This window comes from Mycobacterium sp. 4D054 (genome assembly GCF_052245755.1).
In the GTDB taxonomy this organism is placed as follows: Bacteria; Actinomycetota; Actinomycetes; order Mycobacteriales; family Mycobacteriaceae; genus Mycobacterium.
In genome coordinates this window covers 1-21,388 of the sequence record NZ_JBQQCF010000060.1, presented here as the reverse complement: position 1 = coordinate 21,388, position 21,388 = coordinate 1, and the positions used below count along the sequence as shown (strand labels likewise).

Sequence of the window (21,388 nt, the reverse complement as noted above, 5' to 3'; positions counted from 1 at the left end):
CTCAGGCCACCGCGGTGTAATCCTCGGCGCGGAACTGCATCTGTCGACGATACTGCGTCGCGAACCCCGGGTACATCGAGGCGTTGAATCCGTCGGCGGTCAGATACCAGCTCTGGCAGCCCGACATCCAGGTGGTCTTGGCCAGCCGCCGCTGGATGCGCTCGTTGTAGCGCCGCTGGACGTCGGCTCGCACATCGAGATAGCGCAGGTTCCGGTTCAGGATCGTGGTGATCGCGTCGACCGCGTAGGCGATCTGGCCTTCGACGTAGACCAGCAGCGAGTTGTGTCCCGGACCGGAGTTCGGCCCGGTCATGAAGTACAGGTTCGGATAGCCGTGCGCGCTGGCGCTTTTGTAGGCCTCGGCGTGGTCGGCCCAGTCCTGCTGCAGCGACCGGCCGCCCAGGCCCGTCACCGGAAACGGGGGGCCGGACAGATGGACGTCGTAGCCGGTGGCGAAGACGATCGCGTCGAGATGGTGCTCGACGCCGTCGCTGGTGCGGATTCCCGCGGGGCTCAACGTGGCGATCGGCCAGTCGATCAGCTTGCAGTTGTCACGCTGAAGCGCAGGGTAGTAGTCGCTGGAGATCAGCATCCGCTTGCAGCCCGGGGTGAAGTCGGGGGTGAGCTGGCGACGCATCCACGGGTCCCTGACCTGTTGACGCAGATGGGCTTTGCCCAACCGGGCGACCAGACCGCTCATCGGGGTGTTCCACACCAGCGCCGCCGCGCTCGCCTCATGCCCCCAGTACAGGGCCTGGCGGGCGATCTCCTGGGCGGCAGGGACTTTCGCGAACAGCGTCTGCACCGCCGTGGGCATCGGGAGATCCAGGCGCGGCAGCACCCAGCCCGGGGTGCGCTGAAAGACCTTGACGAAGGCGGCCGTCTTGACCAGCTCCGGAACGATCTGCACCGCGCTCGCGCCGGTGCCGATCACCGCGACACGCTTGCCGGCGAAGTCGTAGTCGTGGTCCCACGATGCGCTGTGGATCTTGCGGCCGCGGTAGGTGTCGATGCCGCGGATCTCGGGGAAGCTGTGGTCCGCCAACGGTCTTGAGGCCAGCACCACCGTCCGGGCCTGGAACCGCTTGCGCCGCTTGGTGCTCACGGTCCACACGCCGGTCTGCTCGTCGAACTTCAGGCCGGTGACCTCGGTGCCGAACCGGATCAGCGGGGTCAGGCCGTGCTGGTCGGCCATGTCCTCGATGTGCCGGAGGATCTCCGCCCCCGACGGGTACGCCCGTGACCATGACGGGTTCTTGACGAAGGAGAACGAGTACAGCAGCGACGGGATGTCGCACGCCACACCGGGATAGGTGTTGTCGCGCCAGGTTCCGCCGACCCGGTGTCCGCGCTCGACGATGACGATGTCCTCGACGCCGGCCTGCCGAAGCTTGATGGCGGTGCCCAGCCCGGTGAATCCAGCGCCGACGATCAGGGTGTCGTGAATCATGTCAGGCGGCCGGCTCGTGGGTGAGTTCTGTGAACCAGCTCGGGATCGGCTTGAGCAGAGCCCGGGGATACAGGTCGGACAGTCGGACCATCGTGTTGGCCAGCAGGTGATACGGGTGGCGCGGTTTGACGACCATCGCGGCGTGCCGGCGAAGCACCCGGTAGGTGGGCACCCTGGACGTGAATTCCCCACGTTCACCCAGGGTCTGGAATCGCTTGACCGCGTTGTACAGCCGCTCTGGCTCCAACCCCATACCGACGATCTCATTGCGGATGCGGTTGAGCAGCGGGATGTACATGACCGCGCCGATGATCAGGCCGGGGGTGGCGACATTACCCACGAATTCGATGGCCAGGCGACGGGCGTCGGCGTGGCCGATCATGTTCAGAACCTCGAAATCGACGGCGATGTGCCGGGATTCGTCGTTGTTGATCTTCTCGAACACCTGGTGGCAGACAGGATCGTCGACCTCCTCGAGCAGGAACTTCAGCAGTGCGCCGTCCAGTGCCACCTCCAGCATCGGGATCACGGTGCCCAGGATCGACAACGACATGCCGTCGGCGTAGGTGTCCAGCCAGTCCATCGCCAGCCGGATGTTGACGTTCGGTTCGGGCATTTCCCCGTCGTCAAGCATGCCCCACCGTTTCATCAGCGCGAGTTCGACATTGGCGTGCCGCTGCTCCTCGGCGTGGAAATAGCGGTAGATCTCGGCGATCGTCGGGGTCGGTGCCTTCTTGGCCAGCGCGGCGAAACCCCGTGCCCCGATGTTCTCGATCCAGCACAGGTCGGCCATGAACGCCTTGAGCTTCGGGCGCTGTTCGTCGGTGATCTTCTCGGCCCCCGGAGCGTCCCAGTCGATGTCGGCCAGGGCCCACTGCCTGTCCTTGATCTTCGCCAGCATCGAATCCATATCCATGGCCATGAGAGTCCTCTTCAGGTGGTGAGACGGGCGGCTATACCGGCGGCTCGGGTGAATACGGTAGGGGTGAGACGTTTGACGCCCCAGCCGATTCGGGCCTCCGGCTGGGGCATGCAATACAGGCCGCCCCGGTCGAGGGTGTCCAGCGCGCTGCGGGCGACGCGGGCGGCCGAGAATCCGGTCCACCGCATCAACTGCTCGGCGAATCGGCTGGTCTCGGTGGAGATCCGGCCCGACGCCACGATGCTGGTCTTGACGAACGTCGGGCACAGCACCGTGACGTTCACCCCGGTTCCGGCGAGTTCGGCGGCCAGGGTCTCCGACAGCGACAGTGTGCCGGCCTTGCTGACGTTGTAGGCCGCCATGCCGGGGGCGGCGCCGAACGCCGCCGCGGAGGCGACGTTGATGATGCCGGCGGGACGGCCGGCATCACGCAGGATCGGGGCGAACACGTGGCAGCCGTGGATGGGGCCCCACAGGTTGACGTTCAGCACCCAGGTCCAGTCGTCGAGGTCGGTGTCACCGATGAAGGCCCCGCCTGCGCCGACGCCCGCGTTGTTGATCACCAGGGTCGGGGGTCCGCCGAACCACGATTGCGCCTCCTCGGCAAGGCTGTACACCTGGCCGATATCGGTGACGTCGCATGGTGCCGGCTTGGCCTGGCCGCCGTCTGCGGTGATGGCTACGGCGGTCTGCCGGGCTGCCTCGACGTCGACGTCGCTGCACACCACCCGGCCGCCGCGGCGCGCGAGTTCGGCGGCGAACGCGGCGCCGATCCCGCTTCCCGCGCCGGTGATCACCGCATCGGCGCGGTGTGTTCGCTTCGCTCCGAAGAGAGCCGTCGAGAGCACGACACGGATACAACTCCCAATGGTGACATTTGTCAATGTCATATTTTTAAATGGCAGCGATGGCGCTTCCGGTCATGTTGACGCTTGTCGGTGGGCGGGTGTTTACTGGCCACATCGAACAAAGTTTCGAACAGTGGATGGTTCGGATGGGGTGAAAGGTGCTGTTGTGACGACGCCAAAGAGCCGGACCCGGTGCGCCGTCACCCGTGCTGAGCAGGTGGAACAGCTCCGCAAGCAGATGGCGTCGGTGTCGGGCAAGGTGGGCGGCTCGCGCCGGATGGCGACGCCCGACCCGGCGCTGTCACCCGCTCCGGATTCTTTGCTGCCGAGGTCCGAATCGCTGGCTGAAGTGCTTCCCGAATCGTTGCCACGCGGCACGGTGGCGGTCCTGTCGGGGGCCAGATCGTTGCAACTTCGGATGGTTGCGGCGGTGACCGCCGAGGGCGGCCATGTGGCGATCATCGGTCAGCCCGACGTCGGACTGCTGGCGGCGGTGGAGATGGGGGCCGACCTGAGCAGGATCGCGGTCATCCCGGAGCCGGGGGCCGATCCGGTCGAGGTGGCCGCGGTGCTGATGGACGGGATGGATCTGGTGGTGCTCGGGCTGGGCGGCCGGCGAGTGCCCCCGAGCAGGGCCAGGGCGGTGGTGGCCCGGGCCCGTCAGCGGGGGTGCACGCTGCTGGTCACCGATGGTGACTGGCAGGGGGCCTCCGCGCGGCTGGAGGCCAGGGTCAGCGGGTACGAGATCGCGGGAGGGCAGGAGGACGGGGTGCCCACCCCGGGGTGCGGACGGATCAGCCGGGTGCGGCTGTCGATGCGTGCCCGGGGCCGGTTCGTCGGCCGTCCGGCGCGCGCCGTGGGTGGGTGAAGCGGTGAGTGCGTCCAGGGTGTTGGCGCTCTGGTGCATGGACTGGCCCGCCGTCGCCGCCGCAGCGGCCGCCGGTCTGTCCCCGACCGTGCCGATCGCGGTCACCCTGGCCAACCGGGTCATCGCCTGCTCGGCGGCGGCACGCGCGGTGGGGGTGCGCCGGGGGTTGCGGCGCCGGGAGTCGCAGGCCCGGTGCCCGGAGTTGCACGTCGTCACCGCCGATCCGGCCCGGGATGCCAGGCACTTCGAGAACGTCACGGCCGCCGTGGACGACCTCGTGCCCCGGGCGGAGGTGTTGCGGCCGGGCCTGCTGGCGTTGTCGGTGCGCGGTGCGGCCCGGTACTTCGGATCCGAGCAGACCGCCGCCGAGCGGTTGGTCGACGCGGTGGCCGCAGCGGGCGCCGAATGTCAGGTCGGGGTCGCCGACCAGCTGCCCACCGCGGTCTTCGCCGCCCGGGCGGGGCGGATCATCGGCGCGGGGGAGGACGCGGCGTTCCTGTCCGGGCTGTCCATCCGGCAGCTGGCCACCGAGCCGAGCCTCGCGCCTGCCCCGCGCGAGGATCTGACAGACCTGTTGTGGCGCATGGGAATACGGACCATCGGTCAGTTCGCCGGACTGTCGCGCAGCGATGTGGCCTCCCGGTTCGGCGCCGACGCGGTCGCGGCGCACCGCATCGCGCGCGGGGAGCCCGCCCGCGGACCGTCGGGGCGGGAGCCCGAGGCCGAACTCGACGCGGTGATGAACTGCGAGCCGCCGATCGACCGGGTCGACGCGGCCGCGTTCGCCGGGCGGTCGCTGGCCGGCGAACTGCACCGCAGCCTGGAGGCCGCGGGCGTGGGATGCACCCGGTTGGCTATCCACGCCGTGACCGCCGCGGGGCAGGAGCTCGAACGCGTCTGGCGCTGCGCGGAGCCGCTGACCGAGGACGCCACCGCTGACCGGGTGCGCTGGCAACTCGACGGATGGCTGAATCGCCGCAACCCGCAGGACCGGCCCACGGCGCCGATCACGGTGCTGCGGCTGCGGCCGGTGGAGGTGGTGTCGGCCGAGGCGCTGCAACTGCCGCTGTGGGGAGGTGTCGGAGAGGAGGACAGGCTGCGGGCCCGACGGGCGCTGGTGCGGGTACAGGGGTTGCTCGGTCCCGAGGCGGTCAAGGTGCCGGTGCTCAGCGGTGGCCGCGGGCCGGCCGAGCGCATCACCTTCACCCCGCTCGGCGATGAGCTTGTGCCGCAGTCGGATCCGAACCAGCCGTGGCCCGGCCGGTTACCCGAGCCGTCGCCGACGGTGCTGCTCGACGACCCTGTCGAACTGTTCGACGCCCAGGACAACGCGGTGGGGGTCACCGGTCGCGGGTTGTTCTCCACGGCTCCGGTGCGACTGAACGCGCCGGGGCGCTCCGGCCGGTTGTCGTGGTGGGCGGGCCCCTGGCCGGTCGACGAGCGGTGGTGGGATCCGGCCTCGGCCAAGGCCGGCAGGACCGCGAGGGTGCAGGTGCTGCTCGACGCCGACCCGGCGCAGGCGCTGCTGCTGTGTTACCGGCAACGCCGGTGGTACCTGGAAGGAGTGTACGAGTAGCAAGGCCCAGGTCTGCCCGTATTCCAACGCCACCCGCGGCAACATCGACGTCAGGCTCGTCGTCACCGACGACTGACACCAAAGGTCACCGACGACCCACACCGGGTCACCGACGACTGACACCGTCCAACCGCGCCGCGAACCCACCCACCCGCGCGATGAACCGGTCGAAGAAGGCCGCCGGATCGACGTCGACGCCGATGAGTGCGTTGGGTTCCCGGCCCCAGTGGTGGCTCCAGTCCGCGATCGTCATGCCGCGCGTGAGCGTGCCCGTCAGCTCGACGTCCACCGGTGCGGGCCGGTAGGACACCAGCGCGGTGTCCAGCGCGACGGCGGCGGCCAGCGGGTCGTGCAGGTGCGCGAGGTACCCCTCGCCCTGGTCGTGATGGAACTCGAAGTAGAACCGCATCGCGTCTTCGAGCACCCGGATCAGCGGATTGGAGGCCGTCGACGCGGTGCCACGGGGATCACTCACCGACATCGGGGTTGACGTCGACCCGGCGGCCTCGGCCAAGCGGCTCAACAACTGCGGGGTCATCGCGGCGTGCTCGGTCAGGTTGAGTCCCAACACGATCGGAAGGTGCTCGGCCCCTGCGCCGTTCCACGCCGCGAACACCTCGGCCGCCGACTCCGGGTCGACGCTGACGTTCCACTCGGCCACCGGGGTGGTGTTGCCCCGGTAGTCGAACGCGCCGCCCATGATCACCAGCCGGCCCAGCAGTCGCGGCAGCGCGGGTTCGGCGCGCAGCGCCAGCGCCAGGTTGGTCAGCGGTCCGGTCGCGATGCCGATCAGCTCGCCCGGGTGGGCGCGGGCGGCGCGCACCCAGGCTTCGGCAGCGTCATGGTCGGTGAGTCCTCTTGTCGGAGAAGGCATCTGCGCATACCCGAGGCCCTGGGGTCCGTGTGTGTCCTCGGCGGTGCGCAGCGGCGCCACCAACGGCACCTCCGATCCCCGCGACACCGGCACGCCGGTGACCCCGCACAGCTCGAGCAACGCCAGATTGTTGCGGCACACGGCGTCCACCCCGACGTTCCCCGCGGTGGAGGCGATCCCGACGACTTCGGCCTCGGGGCTGGCGAACAGATACACCAGTGCCATCGCGTCGTCGACCCCGGTGTCGACGTCGACGAAGACCGGGCGGCGTGTCCCGTTCACCAGTGCAGGCCGGGCATCAGTCGGGCGGCCCGCTTGACCGGGCGGGGTATTCGCAACGCCGGCACCGGCCGGCTCGGCCGCTTGGGTCTGCGAACCGGTGACCGTCTCGGGTGTGCGGGGTCCTGCGAGATGCCGCGTGCCGCAGCGGAGTCCGGAAAGCCGAGATACAGCTGGTGTAGCACGCGCCGGGACAGCTTCGGGGTGAAGTACCTCCCGATGTCGGCCAGGGTGCCGATCGGGGTGTCGATCCGCGTCGGCTTGTCCACCAGCGCCCGCACCACCATCGCGGCGGCGTGCTCGGCGGAGATGGCCGGCGCCGGGTTGAGCCGGCCCGACGGCGCGATCATCGGTGTCTTCACCAGCGGCATGTGGATGTTGGTGAACGTGATGTGGTCCGAGAGCGTCTCGGTCCCCACCACGTCGGCGAACGCATCGAGCGCTGCCTTGGACGGAATGTACGCGCTGTACCGGGGGTTGTGGGCCTGCGCGCCGGCGCTGGAGACGTTGACGACATGGCCGAACCGCCGTTGCTGCCAGTGCGGCAGCAGCGCCAGCACCATGCGCACCGCTCCGAAGTAGTTGACCGCCATCACCCGTTCATAGTCGTGCAGACGGTCGGTGGACGCCATGACCGAACGTCGGATCGAGCGGCCCGCGTTGTTGACCAGGTAGTCGACATGTCCGAACCTGCCGAGGATGTCCTTGATGGTGTGCTCGACGGCCGCGGAGTCGGTGATGTCACAGGTGAACGCGTGCGCGTCGCCGCCGGTGGCGCGGATCTCGGCGACCAGCTCGTCGAGCGCCTCGGCGTCGCGCGCCAACACGAACACCGTCGCGCCACGCGCGGCCACCGCGATCGCCGAAGCACGGCCGATCCCGCTCGAGGCGCCGGTGATGATCACATGCCTGCCGATCAACGGCCCGGCCGGATCGTCCCGGCGGGCCCGGTCGGGGTTGAGGTGCTGCGCCCAGTACCGCCACAGCTGCGGGGCGTACGTCGCGAACGCCGGCACGGTGATCCCGCTCCCGCGCAGTGCCTCGTCGGTGTGTTCGGAGGTGAACGTCGCCACCGGCTCGACGGGATCCAGCACCGCGACGGGAATGCCGAGTTGGGTGGCGGCCATGTCGCGCAGGACCTTCGCCGGTCCGCTCACATGCCGCAACGGTGCGGTGGCCGCCCGGGGCAGCGACCCGACCAGCGGCGGAAGGCCCGCCGCCGGAGCGACGCCGCGATAGATCCCGCGCAGACTCGTCGTCGCCGGCGCCGTCAGGTGGAAGGTCTGGCCGTCGCGCCCGTCGAGACGCATCAGCGCGACGAGCGCGTCGACGACGAAATCGACCGGCACGATGTTGGTGCGACCGGCGTCGGGCAGCACCACCGGCGTGAACTTCGGAAGTGCGGCGAGCGCCGACAGGATCCCGAAGACGCGGTACGGCCCGTCGGCCCTGTCGGTCTCGCCGGTGCGGGAATCGCCGACCACCACCCCGGGCCGGTACACGCGGAACCGCAGTCCCTCGGCCGAGCGCACCAGCAGCTCGGCTTCGAACGCGGCCCGGTGACCGGGCGCCGGCAGGTCCTGGCCGACGTCGAAGTCGTCCTCGGTGAACGTGCCGCGGAAATCGCCGGCCACCGCGGTCGACGACACGTGATGCAGCGTCGCATCCAGCCGCCGGGCCAGCGCGACCACCGCGCCGGTGCCATCGGGGATCGGCGTGCAGTGCACGACGTGGTCGACAGGACCCAGCTCGGCCGCCGGGGCGTCGACCAGGGGTCGGACCCGGTCGTCCCACCGCCGCGCCAGACGTTCGAACCGGCCCAGCGAGTCTCGGCGCACCAGCACGTGCACCGCGTCGGTGTCGCTTTCTTCGAGTAGTCGGCTCACCAGCCGGCTGCCGATAAACCCGGTACCGCCGGTAACGACATAGCGCATCCAGACATGCTCACCCCCGACTGTCGCGACGTCAACACCGGCTACTCTCTGGCCATGCCGCTCGATCCCGACGCCATCGGCGCGACGACGCCACCGCAACCGTTCACCTGGACCGACCGGGACACGCTGCTGTACGCCCTCGGTGTCGGAGCGGGTGTCGACGACCTGGCGTTCACCACCGAGAACAGCCACGACATCGAGCAGCAGGTGCTTCCGACCTATGCGGTGATCGCATGCTCGCCGTTCGCGGCCGCCGCGAAGATCGGCTCGTTCGACTTCAGCCGGTTGCTGCACGGATCGCAGAGCATCCGGGTGTTCACACCGCTGCCCGCGGCCGGCAGGCTCAGCGTGGTCTGCGAGGTGGCCGACATCCAGGACAAGGGTGAGGGCAAGAACGCCGTCGTGATGCTCAAGGCGACCGGCAGCGACCCGGACACGGGTCAGGCCGTCGCTGAGACGTTGACCACGCTGGTGATCCGCGGCGAGGGCGGCTTCGGTGGCCGGCCCGGCCGGCGCCCGCCGGCGCCCGAGATCCCCGAGCGCGAACCCGACGCCCGGGTCGCGCTGCCCACCCGGCAGGACCAGGCGCTGATCTACCGGCTCTCCGGTGACCGCAACCCGCTGCACAGCGATCCGTGGTTCGCCGCCCTGGCCGGATTCCCGAAACCGATCCTGCACGGGCTGTGTACCTACGGTGTGGCCGGCCGCGCGCTCGTCGCCGAACTCGGCGGTGGTGACGCGTCGAAGATCACCGCGATCGCGGCGCGGTTCACCTCACCGGTCTTCCCCGGGGACGCGCTGACGACGTCGATCTGGCGCGTCGGCGAGGGCCGGGCGGTGTACCGCACCGAAGCGGCCGGTCCGGACGGATCCGATCCGCGGCCGGTACTCGAGGACGGAGAGGTGGAGTTCACCGCCTGAGCCCGCTTCGACGGTAGTGGCAAACGCTGGGAAATTGATTTGCTGGGCTGGTAGCCTTCGCGCAGGGCGGGGCTGATGTGCTGGACCTTGGACGCTTGCGACGGGGGTGAGCGGATGTTTGACGGTTTGCGGAGTTCGTCCGCCGCCGCAATAGGTCCTGCGCTGTGGCGCTCCGATCAGTACTACTGGTTTACTGCGGTGCTCGCCGCGCGCGGGCTGCAGACCGTCACGTGCCGGGTCGTCGCGCTGTGCATCGCGGTGTTGGGGCTGCTTCCCCTGGGCATGACCGCCAGCCGGTTGGGACCGCAAGGTCTGCACCTGCGGATCATCGCGATCGCGATCGCGGTGGCCTCGTTGGCGATGGCGGCGGTGTGGCTGCGTGACCGATGGCCCTCCAGAGCGCTGTCCCTGACCTGCGTGGTTCTCGGGTCGGTGGCGATCGGCACGGCCGCGGTGATCGTGGCCAGTCCGCTCGTGGGATTCCTCGGCGCCGCGACCTATGTGGTGCTCACGGTCTTCGTGGTGTGTTTCCACGCCCCCCGGTTGCTCGTGGTGACCTGGTCGGTCGCCGCGGCGGTGCTCGCGGTGCTGTTCGTGCGGGAGGCGTCGATCGACCTGGCGGTCGCGGTCTGCGCGGTGCTGGTGGTGGTGCTGCTCAATGTGTTCGTCGCGTTCTCCTGCCGCGCGGTGATCAAGTTGCTGCAGCCCGACGCCCATCACGGTGACATCGAGCAGCTGACCGGTCTGCTGCACCGCGACGCGTTCTACAGCTCGGTGGCCACGCTGCTGGCGTCGCGCAGCCGCAGCGACGACAAATACCTGGTGGTCGTCGCGGTCAACATCGACAGCTTCTCGCTGCTGCTCGGGTTGTCGGGCTCGGGCGGCGGCAACCGGGCGCGGGTCACGGTCGGGCAGGCGCTGCGCGAGACCGTGCGGCACAACGCGATCGTCGCGCACGTCTCCGACGACGACTTCCTGATCGCCGACACCTTCACCACCGCCGACGCGTCCCCTCTGGTGGAGCGCATCCGCGGTGCGATCGCGGCCACCCCGCAGCGGCTGACGGCCAGCATCGGCGTGGTCTGCACCCCGTTGCCGCCCTTGGCCGCCGAACCACCCGACGAGGTCCTCGACAAGCTGATCGGGATCGCCACCCAGGCGATCGAGCAGGCCCGGATGGCCGGCGGTAACCAGGTCCGCTACGTGCTGCGCCCCAACCTCGAAGAGGGCGACGGCAACGGCGACGGCGACGGGTTCGACGGCAAGACCGCCTGACCTGTCGAACGTCTGTTCGATACACTGGCCGGGTGGGTTGGCATACCGGACCGCCGAGTTGGGGCGAGATGCAGCGCGTGCTGGACGGCAAGCCGCGCCGCGCCGGCTGGCCTATCGACGCCCAGATCGGCGACGGTGGCGACAGCCCGGCCTGGTCGCGCAAACGGGGACAGTACGAAGCGCCCGAGCTGGCCCGGCCCGGCGCCTCGCTGCCCTACGCCGAACTGCACGCCCACTCCGCCTACAGCTTTCTCGACGGTGCCAGCACGCCCGAGGAACTCGTCGAGGAGGCGGCCCGGCTGGATCTGCGGGCCATCGCGCTGACCGACCACGACGGGCTCTACGGCGTGGTGCGGTTCGCCGAGGCGGCCAGGGAACTCGACGTGGCCACCGTGTTCGGCGCCGAGCTGTCGCTGGGCGGGGGCACCCGCACCGACGTCCCGGACCCGCCGGGCCCGCACCTGCTGGTGCTGGCGCGCGGGCCGGAGGGGTACCGGCGGTTGTCGCGACAGCTGGCCGCGGCGCATCTGGCCGGTGGGGAGAAAGGGGTGCTGCGCTACGACTACGACGCGCTCACCGAAGCCGCGGGAGGACACTGGCAGATCCTCACCGGGTGCCGCAAAGGGCACGTGCGCCGGGCGCTTGCCGTCGGCGGGCCGGAGGCGGCCGAGGCCGCGCTCGCCGATCTGGTCGACCGGTTCGGTGCCGGCCGGGTCACCGTCGAGCTCACCCACCACGGTCACCCGCTCGACGACGAACGCAACGCGGCGCTGGCCGCGCTGGCTCCCCGGTTCGGCGTGGGTGTCGTCGCCACCACCGCCGCCCACTTCGCCGAACCTTCGCGGGGCCGGCTCGCGATGGCGATGGGAGCGATCCGGGCTCGCCACTCCATTGACGAGGCGGCGGGCTACCTTGCGCCCCTCGGTGGTTCGCACCTGCGCTCCGGTGAGGAGATGGCGCGGATGTTCGCCCACTGCCCCGAGGTGGTGACGGCGGCCGCCGAGCTCGGCGAGCAGTGCGCGTTCGGTCTGGCGTTGATCGCCCCGCAGCTGCCGCCGTTCGATGTGCCGGCCGGGCACACCGAGAACAGTTGGTTGCGGCATCTGGTGATGCAGGGCGCCCGTGAGCGCTACGGCCCGCCGGAGCGGGCCCCCCGGGCGTACGCGCAGATCGAGCGCGAGCTGGCGGTCATCGAGCAGCTGAACTTTCCCGGCTACTTCCTGGTGGTGCACGACATCACCCGGTTCTGCCGGGAGAACGACATCCTGTCCCAGGGTCGCGGATCGGCGGCCAACTCCGCGGTCTGCTATGCGCTCAAGGTCACCAACGTCGACCCGATCGCCAACGACCTGCTGTTCGAACGCTTCCTGTCCCCGGCCCGGGACGGACCACCCGACATCGACATCGACATCGAATCCGACCTGCGCGAGAACGCCATCCAGTACGTCTATCAACGCTACGGGCGCGAGTATGCCGCGCAGGTGGCCAATGTGATCACCTACCGCGGTCGCAGCGCGGTGCGGGACATGGCCCGCGCACTCGGGTTCTCGCAGGGTCAGCAGGACGCGTGGAGCAAGCAGTTCAGCCAGTGGGGCAATTTGGCGGACGCAGCGCATGTTGAGGACATCCCCGAGCCGGTGATCGATCTGGCCAAGCAGATCTCCAACCTGCCAAGGCACATGGGCATCCACTCCGGCGGCATGGTGATCTGCGACCGCCCGATTGCCGACGTGTGCCCGGTCGAGTGGGCGCGGATGGAGAACCGCAGCGTTCTGCAGTGGGACAAAGACGATTGTGCGGCAATCGGTTTGGTGAAATTCGACCTGCTGGGCCTCGGTATGCTCTCGGCGCTGCACTACGCCATCGACCTGGTCGCCGAGCACAAGGGTATCGAGGTCGATCTGGCCAAGCTGGACCTGTCCGAGCCGGCCGTCTACGAGATGCTGCAGCGTGCGGACTCGGTCGGGGTGTTCCAGGTCGAGTCGCGGGCCCAGATGGCCACGCTGCCGCGGCTCAAGCCGCGGATGTTCTATGACCTGGTGGTCGAGGTGGCGCTGATCCGGCCCGGGCCGATTCAGGGTGGTTCGGTGCACCCGTACATCAAGCGGCGCAACGGGCAGGAGGCGGTCACCTACGACCATCCGTCGATGGAGTCTGCTCTGCGAAAGACGTTGGGCGTGCCGCTGTTCCAGGAGCAGTTGATGCAGTTGGCGGTCGACTGCGCCGGGTTCTCCCCGGCCGAGGCCGACCAGCTGCGCCGGGCGATGGGTTCCAAACGGTCGACGGAGAAGATGCGCCGGCTGCGTGGGCGCTTCTTCGACGGCATGGCCGCCAAGCACGGCATCACCGGCGAGGTGGCCCAGCGGATCTACGAGAAGCTGGAGGCGTTCGCCAATTTCGGTTTCCCGGAAAGTCATTCGCTGAGCTTCGCGTCGCTGGTGTTCTACTCGTCGTGGTTCAAGCTGCATCATCCCGCGGCGTTCTGCGCGGCGCTGCTGCGCGCACAGCCGATGGGTTTCTACTCACCGCAGACCCTGGTGGCCGACGCACGCCGGCACGGCGTCGTCGTGCACGGGCCCGATGTGAACGCGAGCCTCGCGCACGCCACACTGGAGAACCACGGGCTGGACGTCCGGCTGGGGCTGGGCAGTGTGCGCCACATCGGTGACGAGCTGGCCCAGAAGGTCGTCGAGGAGCGGAAAGCACGCGGGCCCTTCACTTCTCTGACCGATCTGACCCGGCGGGTGCAGCTGTCGGTGCCGCAGGCCGAGGCGCTGGCCACCGCGGGTGCGCTGGGCTGCTTCGGGATCACCCGGCGCGAAGGCCTGTGGGCCGCGGGTGCGGCGGCCACCGAACGTCCGGACCGGCTGCCCGGGGTCGGGTCGGCGTCGCACGTGCCGTCGCTGCCGGGCATGTCCGCGCTGGAGCTGACCGCCGCGGACGTGTGGGCCACCGGGGTGTCGCCGGATCGCTATCCGACGGAGTTCCTCCGCGAGGATCTGGAGGCGATGGGGGTGGTCCCGGCCGATCAGCTGCTGGCGGTGCCCGACGGCACCCGGGTGCTGGTGGCCGGGGCGGTCACCCACCGGCAGCGTCCCGCCACCGCCCAGGGCGTGACGTTCATGAACCTCGAAGACGAGACGGGGATGGTCAATGTGATGTGCTCGCAAGGGGTTTGGGCGCGGCACCGCAAACTGGCCCAGACCGCGTCGGCGCTGGTGGTCCGCGGTATCGTGCAGAACGCGACCGGCGCCGTCACCGTGGTGGCCGACCGGATGGGCAAGCTCAGCCTGCGGGTGGCCTCGAAGTCCCGCGACTTCCGCTAGGTAACCACTCCGCCGAAATCGCATTCCACGCGGCCTTTTTCGCGAAACGACGGCGTGGAATGCAATTTCGGCGGAAATGGAAACGGGAACGGTAGGCTCGGCGCAATGACGCTCAATCTCTCCGCCGACGAAGTTCTGACCACCACCCGTTCGGTGCGCAAGCGGCTGGATTTCGACAGGCCGGTGCCGCGCGAGGTGCTGATGGAATGCCTGGACATCGCCCTGCAGGCGCCGACCGGTTCCAACAACCAGGGCTGGCAGTGGGTGTTCGTCGAGGACCCGGAGAAGAAGAAGGCGCTCGCCGAGATCTACCGGACCAACGCTACGCCGTACCTGAACGCCCCGAAGCCCTTGCAGGGCGACATGCGCGACGAACAGCGGCCGCGCGTGGAGGATTCGGCGAGGTACCTCAACGAGCACCTCGACAAGGCCCCGGTCATGTTGATCCCGGTCCTGGAAGGCAAACCGCAGGACGCGGTGTCGGGAGCCAGCGCAGGCTACTGGGGCTCGTTGCTGCCCGCGGTGTGGAGTTTCATGCTGGCCCTGCGCTCGCGCGGCCTGGGCTCGGCGTGGACGACGCTGCACCTGCTCGGTGACGGCGAGCGGCAGGCCGCCGAGGTTCTCGGGATTCCGTTCGACAACTACAGCCAGGCGGGGCTGTTCCCGATCGCCTACACCAAGGGCACCGACTTCAAGAAGGCCAAGCGGCTGCCCGCCGAGCAGGTCACCCACTGGGACACCTGGTAGCGGTCTCAGACCGCGCCGTCGAACCCGTGCTGGCGCCACGCTTCGTACACGGCCACGGCGGCGGCGTTGGACAGGTTCAGCGACCGCCGTCCGGCGAGCATCGGGATCCGCACCTGGGTGGTGATGTGCGGGTCGGCCAGCGTGGCCTGATCCAGTCCGGTCGGTTCCGGGCCGAACATCAGCACGTCGCCGGGGCGGTAGGCGATGTCGGCGAACGAGGTGGTGGCATGCGCGGTGAACGCGAACACCCGTGCCGGGGTCACCGCGGCCCACGCTGCGTCGAGGTCGGCGTGCACGGTCACCGATGCGAGGTCGTGGTAGTCCAGCCCGGCCCGCCGCAGTTTGGGTTCGGACAGGTCGAAGCCGAGCGGTTCGACCAGATGTAATTCGCACCCGGTGCCCGCCACCATCCGGATGGCGTTGCCGGTGTTGGGCGCGATGCGCGGCGAGTAGAACAGCACCTTGAACACACCGGGATAATGCCAGCATGGTCGAAACGAGTCTCTGGATGCGCAAGGTTGCGGCCGACCCCGGTCATTCGCGTTGGTACATCGAGCGTTTCCGTGCCATGGCCCGCGCCGGTGACGACCTCGACGGCGAAGCGCGCATGGTGGATGCGATGGTCCCGCGCGGCGCCCACATCCTCGATGCCGGATGCGGCCCCGGCCGGGTGGGCGGTTATTTGGCCGCAGCCGGACATGAGGTGGTGGGCGTCGACGTCGACCCGGCGCTCATCGAAGCGGCCGAACAGGACCATCCCGGACCGCGGTGGCTGGTCGGAGACCTCGCCGAGCTCAACCTGCCGGCCCGCGGCATCGTCGAGCCGTTCCACATCGTGGTGTCGGCGGGCAACGTGATGACTTTTCTCGCGCCCAGCACCCGGGTGCAGGTGCTGGACAGGTTCCGGGCTCATCTGCGCGACGACGGCCGGGCGGTGATCGGATTCGGCGCCGGCCGTGATTACGAGTACGCGCAGTTCTTCGACGACGCGGCGCGCGCCGGGCTCACGCCCGATCTGCTGTTGTCGAGCTGGGACCTGCGCCCGTTCGACGAAGGCTCCGGGTTTCTCGTCGCCGTTTTACGGCGCATGTGAGGGCCGTTTTACGGCGCATGTGAGGGCCGTTTTACGGCGCATGTGAGGGCCGTTTTACGGCTGGGGTACTGCCTCAGTCCAGGCAGGTTTCGTAGCTGGCTATCGAGATCAGGCCGGCGAGGGTGTCGACGTCGACCACTTCGCCGCACATCGCTCGCATCAAGGGGGAGTCACCGATTTCGGAGGCATCGGCCAGCGTGGCCACCTCCACGCCGTTGCGGACCATTTCGCACCTCCGATTGTGAATGCAACATTACCCATTGTGACGCAGTTCTCACTTCACTTGATGTTCCATTCTTCGCGTGTCGGCGGTATCGGCGGCCTCGAACACGTAACGATCACCTACCGTTTCGGTGGAGTAGGGCTCGAACGACGCCGAAAAGGGTTTGCCGGCACTAGTTTTGGCTAACTACCGGTGAATCTGCAGGCACGCGTGTTCAGTGCCGACAGTAGAATCCCTCGATCCTGGCTGTCATACTCGTCGAATTGCCAGGCCCAGCAGGTCCGTCGGCCTGAGGCCGTCATCATCAGGAAGCCGTATGACCGACCCTCGATCAGTGATTCGTGCGCGTCCGCGGCGATGGGCGCTGTCCAACTGGCCGGTCCGGGTGAAAGTGCTCGCCTTGGTGGTCGTGCCGCTCGTGCTGGCATGTGTCTTCGGTGGGTTGCGCATCCTTGCGAGCGCGACCGATGCCGCAGACCTTCGGCGCGCGGCCGAGCGCGCCGCCATGGTGCCCGCCGTCGTCGACTACATGGGCGATCTCGAGGCCGTCATGGTCACCGCGACCGAAGGCGGCGACGCGCGCCCGGCGATGACGGCCTTCGAAGCCGGCAAGGCCGAACTGCAACATTTTCTCGAGATCACCCCGGTCGACGACAGCGTGCGCCTGGCCGTCAATACCCTCATCGATTACGGACAGGATCTCCTCGACGAGATCAATGCCGACACCATCGATCTGCGCACCCGGGTGATGACCTACGCTCCGCTGCTGATCACGGCGCAGACCGCCATCACGGGTCTGGTAGACACCGACGACGCGCGGGTGCGCTCCCAGGCCGACACGCTGTCACGTGCCGTCGGCGCGCGGGGCCAGATGGCGATGCAGCGAATGCTGGTCAACCGCGGTGCTGAGCTCCCCGAGCCGTTGCTGCGGTCGGCGATGGTCACCGTGGCGGGCACCGAGCCGGCGACCGTCACCGCGATCAGCACCTACCTCGGCGGCGCGACGAGCGAGGCGGCGGCGCTGCGCTCGGAGATGGTCAAGCGCATGGCGCTGTTGTCCGAGCCGGCCACCGTGCTGGTGGGCAACCCCGAACTGCTCGCGTCGCAGACGATCACGGGCGACATCGCCGACGACGTGATTGCGCAGACCGCCGCCGACATCCCGGCGACGGTGGCGAGTGAGGCCGATGACGCACGGACTGCCGCGATCCGGGATGCCGTCGTGGTCGGTGCGACGATCCTGCTCGCGCTGCTTCTCGTGTTTTTGGTGGCGCGCTCGATGGTGCGTCCGCTGCGAACGCTGCGCGACAGTGCGCTGAAGGTCGCGCACGAAGACCTGGCGCGCGAAGTCGAGCATGTCCGCAGCGACGGCAGGGAGTTCCCGGTCCAGCCGATCCCTGTGCACACCACCGAGGAGGTGGGTCAGGTGGCCCACGCGGTCGACGAACTGCACCAGCAGGCCGTCATGCTCGCCGGGGAGCAGGCCCGGCTGCAGATGCAGGTGACCGACATGTTCGAGACGTTGTCGCGGCGTAACCGCTCGCTGGTTGATCAGCAGCTCACGCTCATCGACCGGCTCGAGCGCGACGAGCAGGATCCCGCGCGGCTCGAAAGCCTGTTCCGCCTGGACCATCTCGCGGCGCGGATGCGCCGCAACGGCTCCAATCTCATGGTGCTGGCCGGTGCGGACGTCTCCCGCGAGCAGGTCGACTCGGTGCCGGTCACCGCTCTCGTCAACGCCGCCGCGTCGGAGGTTCAGGACTACGTCCGCGTCGCCGCCGCCGACCTGCCCGACATCGAGATCGACGGGACGGTCGCCGGCGACCTCGTGCATCTACTTGCCGAACTGCTGGACAACGGGCTGCGCTACTCGCCACCGACAACCCGGGTCCAGGTGTCGGCCGTTCCGACCGGCAACGGCGGACTGGTGGTCGAAGTCAGCGACACCGGGCTCGGAATGACCGATGCCGATCTACGGGTGGCCAACACCCGGTTGGAGTCCGGTGGCGAAGTGACTCCGTACACCGCGCGGCACATGGGGCTGTTCGTGGTCGGCCGGCTCGCCGCCGCGCACGGGTTGGTGGTCCGGCTACGCAGCACCGTGGCCGGACAGGCCGATTCGGGCACCACGGCCGGGGTGTACATCCCGCCCCGCCTACTGATCCACACCGTCCCCGTGCAGCCCGGTCACGCACCCGAACCTGTCCCCGAACCCGCTCCTGCGCCCGTCCCCGAACCCGTTCGCGCGCCCGTCCCCGAACCGGTTGTTGCGGCCGTCGCAGAACGGGTTGCCGAGGTGCTCCCGCAGCGCCGGCAGGTACCCGAGGACTCCGAGGACGACGCGATCTATCAGACGATGCTCTCGGAGTGGTTGGTTGACCCGCACGAGCTGTCGCACAGCACGGATCTGGACTGGAAGACCGTGTGGGACCACGGCTGGTCGGCGGCCGAAGCCGCAGCGTCCGCTCCGGTGCAGGAGCACACGCCGGAAGGGCTGCCGATCCGGCAGCCGGGTGCGCGCTTCGTGCCCGGCCACGCCGACGGCGAGCCGATAGCATCGGTCTCCCGGGATCCGGAAGCGGTCCGCGCCAGCATCGGCAATCACTTCGGTGGGGTGCAGGCCGGCCGTCGACGGGCGCAGGAATCCGGAGGAACCGACTCGCTATGACTTCGCTGGACTGGTTGGTGGCCAAGTTCGCCGACGACGTGCTGGGAGTGGCGCACGCGATCCTCGTCTCGGCGGACGGTCTTCGGATGGCGGCCAGCGCGCATATCCCGCCAGAGCGGGCCGATCAGCTGGCGGCGGTGGCATCGGGTCTGGCGAGCCTGTCGACCGGGGCGGCGCAGCTGTTCGACGGTGGGCACGTGCTGCAGTCGGTTGTCGAGATGGAGAACGGCTACCTGCTGTTGATGCGGGTAGGCGACGGTTCCCATCTCGCGACACTTGCGACCCGCAACTGCGACATCGGCCAGATCGGCTACGAGATGGCCATTCTCGTGGAACGGGTCGGTGCGGTGGTGCAGGCGTCGCGGCGTGCCGCGCGGCATCCGTGAGCCGCGTATGGGAGCGCACGACAAACCGGAACGCGAGACCACCGAGCCCAGTCTGGTGCGCCCGTACACGTTGACGGCGGGGCGCACCGACTCTTCTGTCCAGTTACCGCTGGAGGCGCCGATCGGTGTGGCAGCTTCGGCGGAGCCGGTGCGGTGGCCGGTTCATGACATCCGAGGTCAGATCCTCGCCTTGTGTGTCGAACGTCCGTCGGTGGCCGAGATTGCCGCGCATTTCTCACTTCCGCTCGGCGTGGCGCGGGTGCTCGTGGGGGATCTGGTGGTGCAGGGTTATGCGCGGGTACACACCACCCTGGTAGAGGCCGCAACGGCCGACGAACGACGGGAACTGATCGGAAGGACACTGCGTGGCCTCAGGGCGCTCTAGGGCTTCGACCAAGATCGTGGTCTCCGGCGGCTTCGGCGCCGGCAAGACGACGTTCGTGGGCGCGGTGTCGGAGATCGTGCCGCTGCGCACCGAGGCGCTGGTGACCGACATGTCCGAGGGCGTAGACGGGCTGGAGGCCACGCCGGACAAGACGACCACCACCGTCGCGATGGACTTCGGGCGCATCAGTCTGGATGAGGACCTGGTGCTGTACCTGTTCGGCACCCCGGGGCAGCGCCGGTTCTGGTTCATGTGGGATGACCTGATCCGCGGTGCGATCGGGGCGATCGTGTTGGTGGATCTTCGCCGGCTGGCCGACAGTTTCGCCGCCGTGGACTTCTTCGAGGCGCGCAAGCTCCCCTTCCTCGTGGCGGTCAACGAATTCGACGACGCCCCAAAGCACTCCCTGTCGGCGGTGCGTACGGCGCTGGCGCTGCCCGATCACGTGCCGCTGATGACGGTGGACGCCCGAAGTCGAGAGTCGGCAAAAGCGGCCCTGATCACCGTCACCGAGTATGCGTTGACCCGCTTGGCGGCGACGGGTTGATGGACGCCCTCGAGGCAGACCGCGAGTTCGACGGGCAGGTTTTTCGCGACGAGGATCTCAGCAGGCTGCGCACCGAACGTGTGGTGTTCACCGAATGTGACTTCACCGGCGCCGATTTGTCCGATTCCGAACACACAGGGTCAGCGTTCCGCAATTGCACGTTCCGCCGGACCTCGCTGTGGCACAGCACGTTTCGGCATTGCAGTTTTCTCGGTTCGACCTTTACCGAGTGTCGGTTGCGGCCTCTGACTCTGGTCGAGGTGGACTTCACGCTCGCCGTGTTGGCCGGAGTGGATCTGCGCAAGACCGATCTGTCGGACTGCCGGCTGCGTGAAACCAGTCTGGTGGGGACCGATCTGCGGCAGGCGGTGTTGGCGAGGGCCGATCTCGGTGGTGCGCGGGTGCAGAACGCCCGATTCGACGATGCGGATCTGCGGGGCGCCCGCGTAGACCCCACCTTCTGGACCACCGCGAAACTGCGCGGCGCCAAGGTCGACATCGAGCAGGCGTTGGCCTTCGCCGCGGCCCACGGTCTTGATATCTCGGGCTGACCGTCACCGCTGCAGCACCGTTGTCTTCGGGTCGACTCGCTCAGAATGGTGGTGGGTCGTCGCCGTAGTCGGGTTCGTGCCATCGGGTGGACGGTTCCCTCGGGCCGGGACTTGGTGGCCGGTGGTCTGTGCGGTGGGGTGGGTTTTCTGATCTGCGTCGTCGGCGGTTGTGTGTGCGTTCGGCGGTGATGGTTCGGGTTCGGTTGTGGGCGCGGGTGTTTCGCCGTCGGGGCATCATGGCGCCGCGGTGCTTGCTGGGGGTGGGTCACCGGTCCACAGGGTGCCGGTGGGTTGGCAGAGCATGGGGTAGAGCAGCCGGCTGCCGGGGTGGGTGGTGTAGGTGTGGCCGGTGGGTGCGGTCCAGGTGATGGTGCCGTCGGGCAGTGATCTAAGCCTCGATCCGTGGACTTGAGTGATTGATGTGTCTGCCATGGCTGGTTGTCGTTTGGTGGGCTTGTGAGCGTGACGTAACCGCTGGTCTGCCCAGCTTTTCCCTGTGCGCTCCGGTAGGGGCC

General features: G+C 68.8%; 19 protein-coding genes and 2 pseudogenes. 13 read left to right on the top strand and 8 right to left on the bottom strand.

Translation table 11 applies throughout. From position 1 onward, the window contains the following. Window position 1 precedes the first annotated feature (1 nt). Genes ACTWP6_RS26885 through ACTWP6_RS26875 form a run of 3 tightly spaced genes read right to left on the bottom strand, consistent with a single transcriptional unit; the run spans window position 2 to window position 3,220 of the window. Window positions 2-1,450: a flavin-containing monooxygenase gene (locus tag ACTWP6_RS26885; RefSeq protein ID WP_443189307.1), complete on the bottom strand. Its 1,449-nt coding sequence runs from the start codon at window positions 1,448-1,450 to the stop codon at window positions 2-4. A 1-nt stretch (window position 1,451) separates the two neighbouring features. Continuing rightward, window positions 1,452-2,372 (bottom strand): ferritin-like domain-containing protein, encoded by a 921-nt coding sequence (locus tag ACTWP6_RS26880; protein WP_443189306.1) that lies wholly within the window; start codon window positions 2,370-2,372, stop codon window positions 1,452-1,454. Window positions 2,373-2,383: 11 nt separating this feature from the next. Continuing rightward, window positions 2,384-3,220, bottom strand: a complete 837-nt coding sequence (locus ACTWP6_RS26875) for an SDR family NAD(P)-dependent oxidoreductase (protein ID WP_443189305.1) — start codon at window positions 3,218-3,220, stop codon at window positions 2,384-2,386. Window positions 3,221-3,386: 166 nt separating this feature from the next. Between ACTWP6_RS26875 and ACTWP6_RS26870 the strand changes: the two genes are divergently transcribed. The 3 genes and pseudogenes from ACTWP6_RS26870 to ACTWP6_RS26860 form a co-directional block, all read left to right on the top strand. Next, window positions 3,387-4,088 carry a hypothetical protein gene (locus ACTWP6_RS26870; protein WP_260757500.1) on the top strand — a complete coding sequence of 234 codons (702 nt, stop codon included), beginning with the start codon at window positions 3,387-3,389 and terminating at the stop codon, window positions 4,086-4,088. A gap of 37 nt (window positions 4,089-4,125) precedes the next feature. Beyond that, the gene (locus ACTWP6_RS26865) at window positions 4,126-5,664 is read left to right on the top strand and encodes a DNA polymerase Y family protein (protein ID WP_443189314.1); all 1,539 of its coding nucleotides are present in this window, start codon (window positions 4,126-4,128) and stop codon (window positions 5,662-5,664) included. Window position 5,665: 1 nt separating this feature from the next. Continuing rightward, a pseudogene (locus ACTWP6_RS26860) lies at window positions 5,666-5,740 on the top strand (organic hydroperoxide resistance protein); the annotation flags it as partial. A gap of 30 nt (window positions 5,741-5,770) precedes the next feature. Here the strand turns inward: ACTWP6_RS26860 and ACTWP6_RS26855 are convergent. Both ACTWP6_RS26855 and ACTWP6_RS26850 read right to left on the bottom strand, forming a co-directional pair. Further along, window positions 5,771-6,820 carry a nucleoside hydrolase gene (locus ACTWP6_RS26855; protein ID WP_443189304.1) on the bottom strand — a complete coding sequence of 350 codons (1,050 nt, stop codon included), beginning with the start codon at window positions 6,818-6,820 and terminating at the stop codon, window positions 5,771-5,773. Then, on the bottom strand, window positions 6,817-8,751 hold the full coding sequence (locus ACTWP6_RS26850) for an SDR family oxidoreductase (protein WP_443189303.1): 1,935 nt from the start codon (window positions 8,749-8,751) through the stop codon (window positions 6,817-6,819). The genes ACTWP6_RS26855 and ACTWP6_RS26850 overlap by 4 nt, the downstream gene beginning before the upstream one ends. Before the next feature lie 54 nt (window positions 8,752-8,805). On the opposite strand from ACTWP6_RS26850, the gene ACTWP6_RS26845 reads away from it, so the two are divergent. The 4 genes from ACTWP6_RS26845 (at window position 8,806) to ACTWP6_RS26830 (ending at window position 15,020) form a co-directional block, all read left to right on the top strand. Beyond that, window positions 8,806-9,672, top strand: a complete 867-nt coding sequence (locus tag ACTWP6_RS26845) for a MaoC/PaaZ C-terminal domain-containing protein (RefSeq protein ID WP_443189313.1) — start codon at window positions 8,806-8,808, stop codon at window positions 9,670-9,672. 114 nt (window positions 9,673-9,786) lie between these two features. Next, entirely contained in the window at window positions 9,787-10,947 is a 1,161-nt protein-coding gene (locus tag ACTWP6_RS26840; RefSeq protein ID WP_443189302.1) for a diguanylate cyclase domain-containing protein, read from the top strand. A 32-nt stretch (window positions 10,948-10,979) separates the two neighbouring features. Further along, window positions 10,980-14,273: an error-prone DNA polymerase gene (locus ACTWP6_RS26835; protein WP_443189301.1), complete on the top strand. Its 3,294-nt coding sequence runs from the start codon at window positions 10,980-10,982 to the stop codon at window positions 14,271-14,273. 105 nt (window positions 14,274-14,378) lie between these two features. After that, window positions 14,379-15,020, top strand: a complete 642-nt coding sequence (locus ACTWP6_RS26830; protein WP_443189300.1) for a nitroreductase family protein — start codon at window positions 14,379-14,381, stop codon at window positions 15,018-15,020. Between the two features lie 5 nt (window positions 15,021-15,025). Here ACTWP6_RS26830 and ACTWP6_RS26825 read toward each other — a convergent pair whose 3' ends face one another. After that, entirely contained in the window at window positions 15,026-15,490 is a 465-nt protein-coding gene (locus ACTWP6_RS26825; protein WP_443189299.1) for a tRNA (cytidine(34)-2'-O)-methyltransferase, read from the bottom strand. Between the two features lie 17 nt (window positions 15,491-15,507). Here ACTWP6_RS26825 and ACTWP6_RS26820 point away from each other — a divergent pair, with 17 nt between their 5' ends. After that, window positions 15,508-16,113 carry a class I SAM-dependent methyltransferase gene (locus ACTWP6_RS26820; protein WP_443189298.1) on the top strand — a complete coding sequence of 202 codons (606 nt, stop codon included), beginning with the start codon at window positions 15,508-15,510 and terminating at the stop codon, window positions 16,111-16,113. 73 nt (window positions 16,114-16,186) lie between these two features. Here ACTWP6_RS26820 and ACTWP6_RS26815 read toward each other — a convergent pair whose 3' ends face one another. Beyond that, on the bottom strand, window positions 16,187-16,339 hold the full coding sequence (locus ACTWP6_RS26815) for a hypothetical protein (RefSeq protein ID WP_260757510.1): 153 nt from the start codon (window positions 16,337-16,339) through the stop codon (window positions 16,187-16,189). Between the two features lie 313 nt (window positions 16,340-16,652). Here ACTWP6_RS26815 and ACTWP6_RS26810 point away from each other — a divergent pair, with 313 nt between their 5' ends. Genes ACTWP6_RS26810 through ACTWP6_RS26790 form a run of 5 tightly spaced genes read left to right on the top strand, consistent with a single transcriptional unit; the run spans window position 16,653 to window position 20,873 of the window. Further along, the gene (locus tag ACTWP6_RS26810; RefSeq protein WP_443189297.1) at window positions 16,653-19,004 is read left to right on the top strand and encodes an ATP-binding protein; all 2,352 of its coding nucleotides are present in this window, start codon (window positions 16,653-16,655) and stop codon (window positions 19,002-19,004) included. Beyond that, window positions 19,001-19,390, top strand: coding sequence for a roadblock/LC7 domain-containing protein (locus ACTWP6_RS26805; RefSeq protein WP_443189296.1), 390 nt, complete (start codon window positions 19,001-19,003; stop codon window positions 19,388-19,390). Before ACTWP6_RS26810 ends, ACTWP6_RS26805 begins: the two co-directional genes overlap by 4 nt. A gap of 7 nt (window positions 19,391-19,397) precedes the next feature. Next, window positions 19,398-19,775: a DUF742 domain-containing protein gene (locus tag ACTWP6_RS26800; RefSeq protein WP_443189312.1), complete on the top strand. Its 378-nt coding sequence runs from the start codon at window positions 19,398-19,400 to the stop codon at window positions 19,773-19,775. Beyond that, window positions 19,756-20,322: a GTP-binding protein gene (locus tag ACTWP6_RS26795; RefSeq protein ID WP_443189295.1), complete on the top strand. Its 567-nt coding sequence runs from the start codon at window positions 19,756-19,758 to the stop codon at window positions 20,320-20,322. Before ACTWP6_RS26800 ends, ACTWP6_RS26795 begins: the two co-directional genes overlap by 20 nt. Further along, window positions 20,322-20,873, top strand: a complete 552-nt coding sequence (locus ACTWP6_RS26790) for a pentapeptide repeat-containing protein (RefSeq protein WP_260757516.1) — start codon at window positions 20,322-20,324, stop codon at window positions 20,871-20,873. Before ACTWP6_RS26795 ends, ACTWP6_RS26790 begins: the two co-directional genes overlap by 1 nt. Before the next feature lie 40 nt (window positions 20,874-20,913). On the opposite strand, the pseudogene ACTWP6_RS26785 reads toward ACTWP6_RS26790, so the two are convergent. Then, window positions 20,914-21,263 (bottom strand): annotated as a pseudogene (locus ACTWP6_RS26785) (HNH endonuclease signature motif containing protein); the annotation flags it as partial. Window positions 21,264-21,388 lie beyond the last annotated feature (125 nt).

Coding starts and splice junctions, on each gene's coding strand:
- ACTWP6_RS26885 (WP_443189307.1), bottom strand. CDS start 1,450: ATGATTCACGACACCCTGATCGTCGGCGCTGGATTCACCGGGCTGGGC.
- ACTWP6_RS26880 (WP_443189306.1), bottom strand. CDS start 2,372: ATGGCCATGGATATGGATTCGATGCTGGCGAAGATCAAGGACAGGCAG.
- ACTWP6_RS26865 (WP_443189314.1), top strand. CDS start 4,126: ATGGACTGGCCCGCCGTCGCCGCCGCAGCGGCCGCCGGTCTGTCCCCG.
- ACTWP6_RS26850 (WP_443189303.1), bottom strand. CDS start 8,751: ATGCGCTATGTCGTTACCGGCGGTACCGGGTTTATCGGCAGCCGGCTG.
- ACTWP6_RS26845 (WP_443189313.1), top strand. CDS start 8,806: ATGCCGCTCGATCCCGACGCCATCGGCGCGACGACGCCACCGCAACCG.
- ACTWP6_RS26840 (WP_443189302.1), top strand. CDS start 9,787: ATGTTTGACGGTTTGCGGAGTTCGTCCGCCGCCGCAATAGGTCCTGCG.
- ACTWP6_RS26830 (WP_443189300.1), top strand. CDS start 14,379: ATGACGCTCAATCTCTCCGCCGACGAAGTTCTGACCACCACCCGTTCG.
- ACTWP6_RS26820 (WP_443189298.1), top strand. CDS start 15,508: ATGGTCGAAACGAGTCTCTGGATGCGCAAGGTTGCGGCCGACCCCGGT.
- ACTWP6_RS26815 (WP_260757510.1), bottom strand. CDS start 16,339: ATGGTCCGCAACGGCGTGGAGGTGGCCACGCTGGCCGATGCCTCCGAA.
- ACTWP6_RS26810 (WP_443189297.1), top strand. CDS start 16,653: ATGACCGACCCTCGATCAGTGATTCGTGCGCGTCCGCGGCGATGGGCG.
- ACTWP6_RS26805 (WP_443189296.1), top strand. CDS start 19,001: ATGACTTCGCTGGACTGGTTGGTGGCCAAGTTCGCCGACGACGTGCTG.
- ACTWP6_RS26800 (WP_443189312.1), top strand. CDS start 19,398: ATGGGAGCGCACGACAAACCGGAACGCGAGACCACCGAGCCCAGTCTG.
- ACTWP6_RS26790 (WP_260757516.1), top strand. CDS start 20,322: ATGGACGCCCTCGAGGCAGACCGCGAGTTCGACGGGCAGGTTTTTCGC.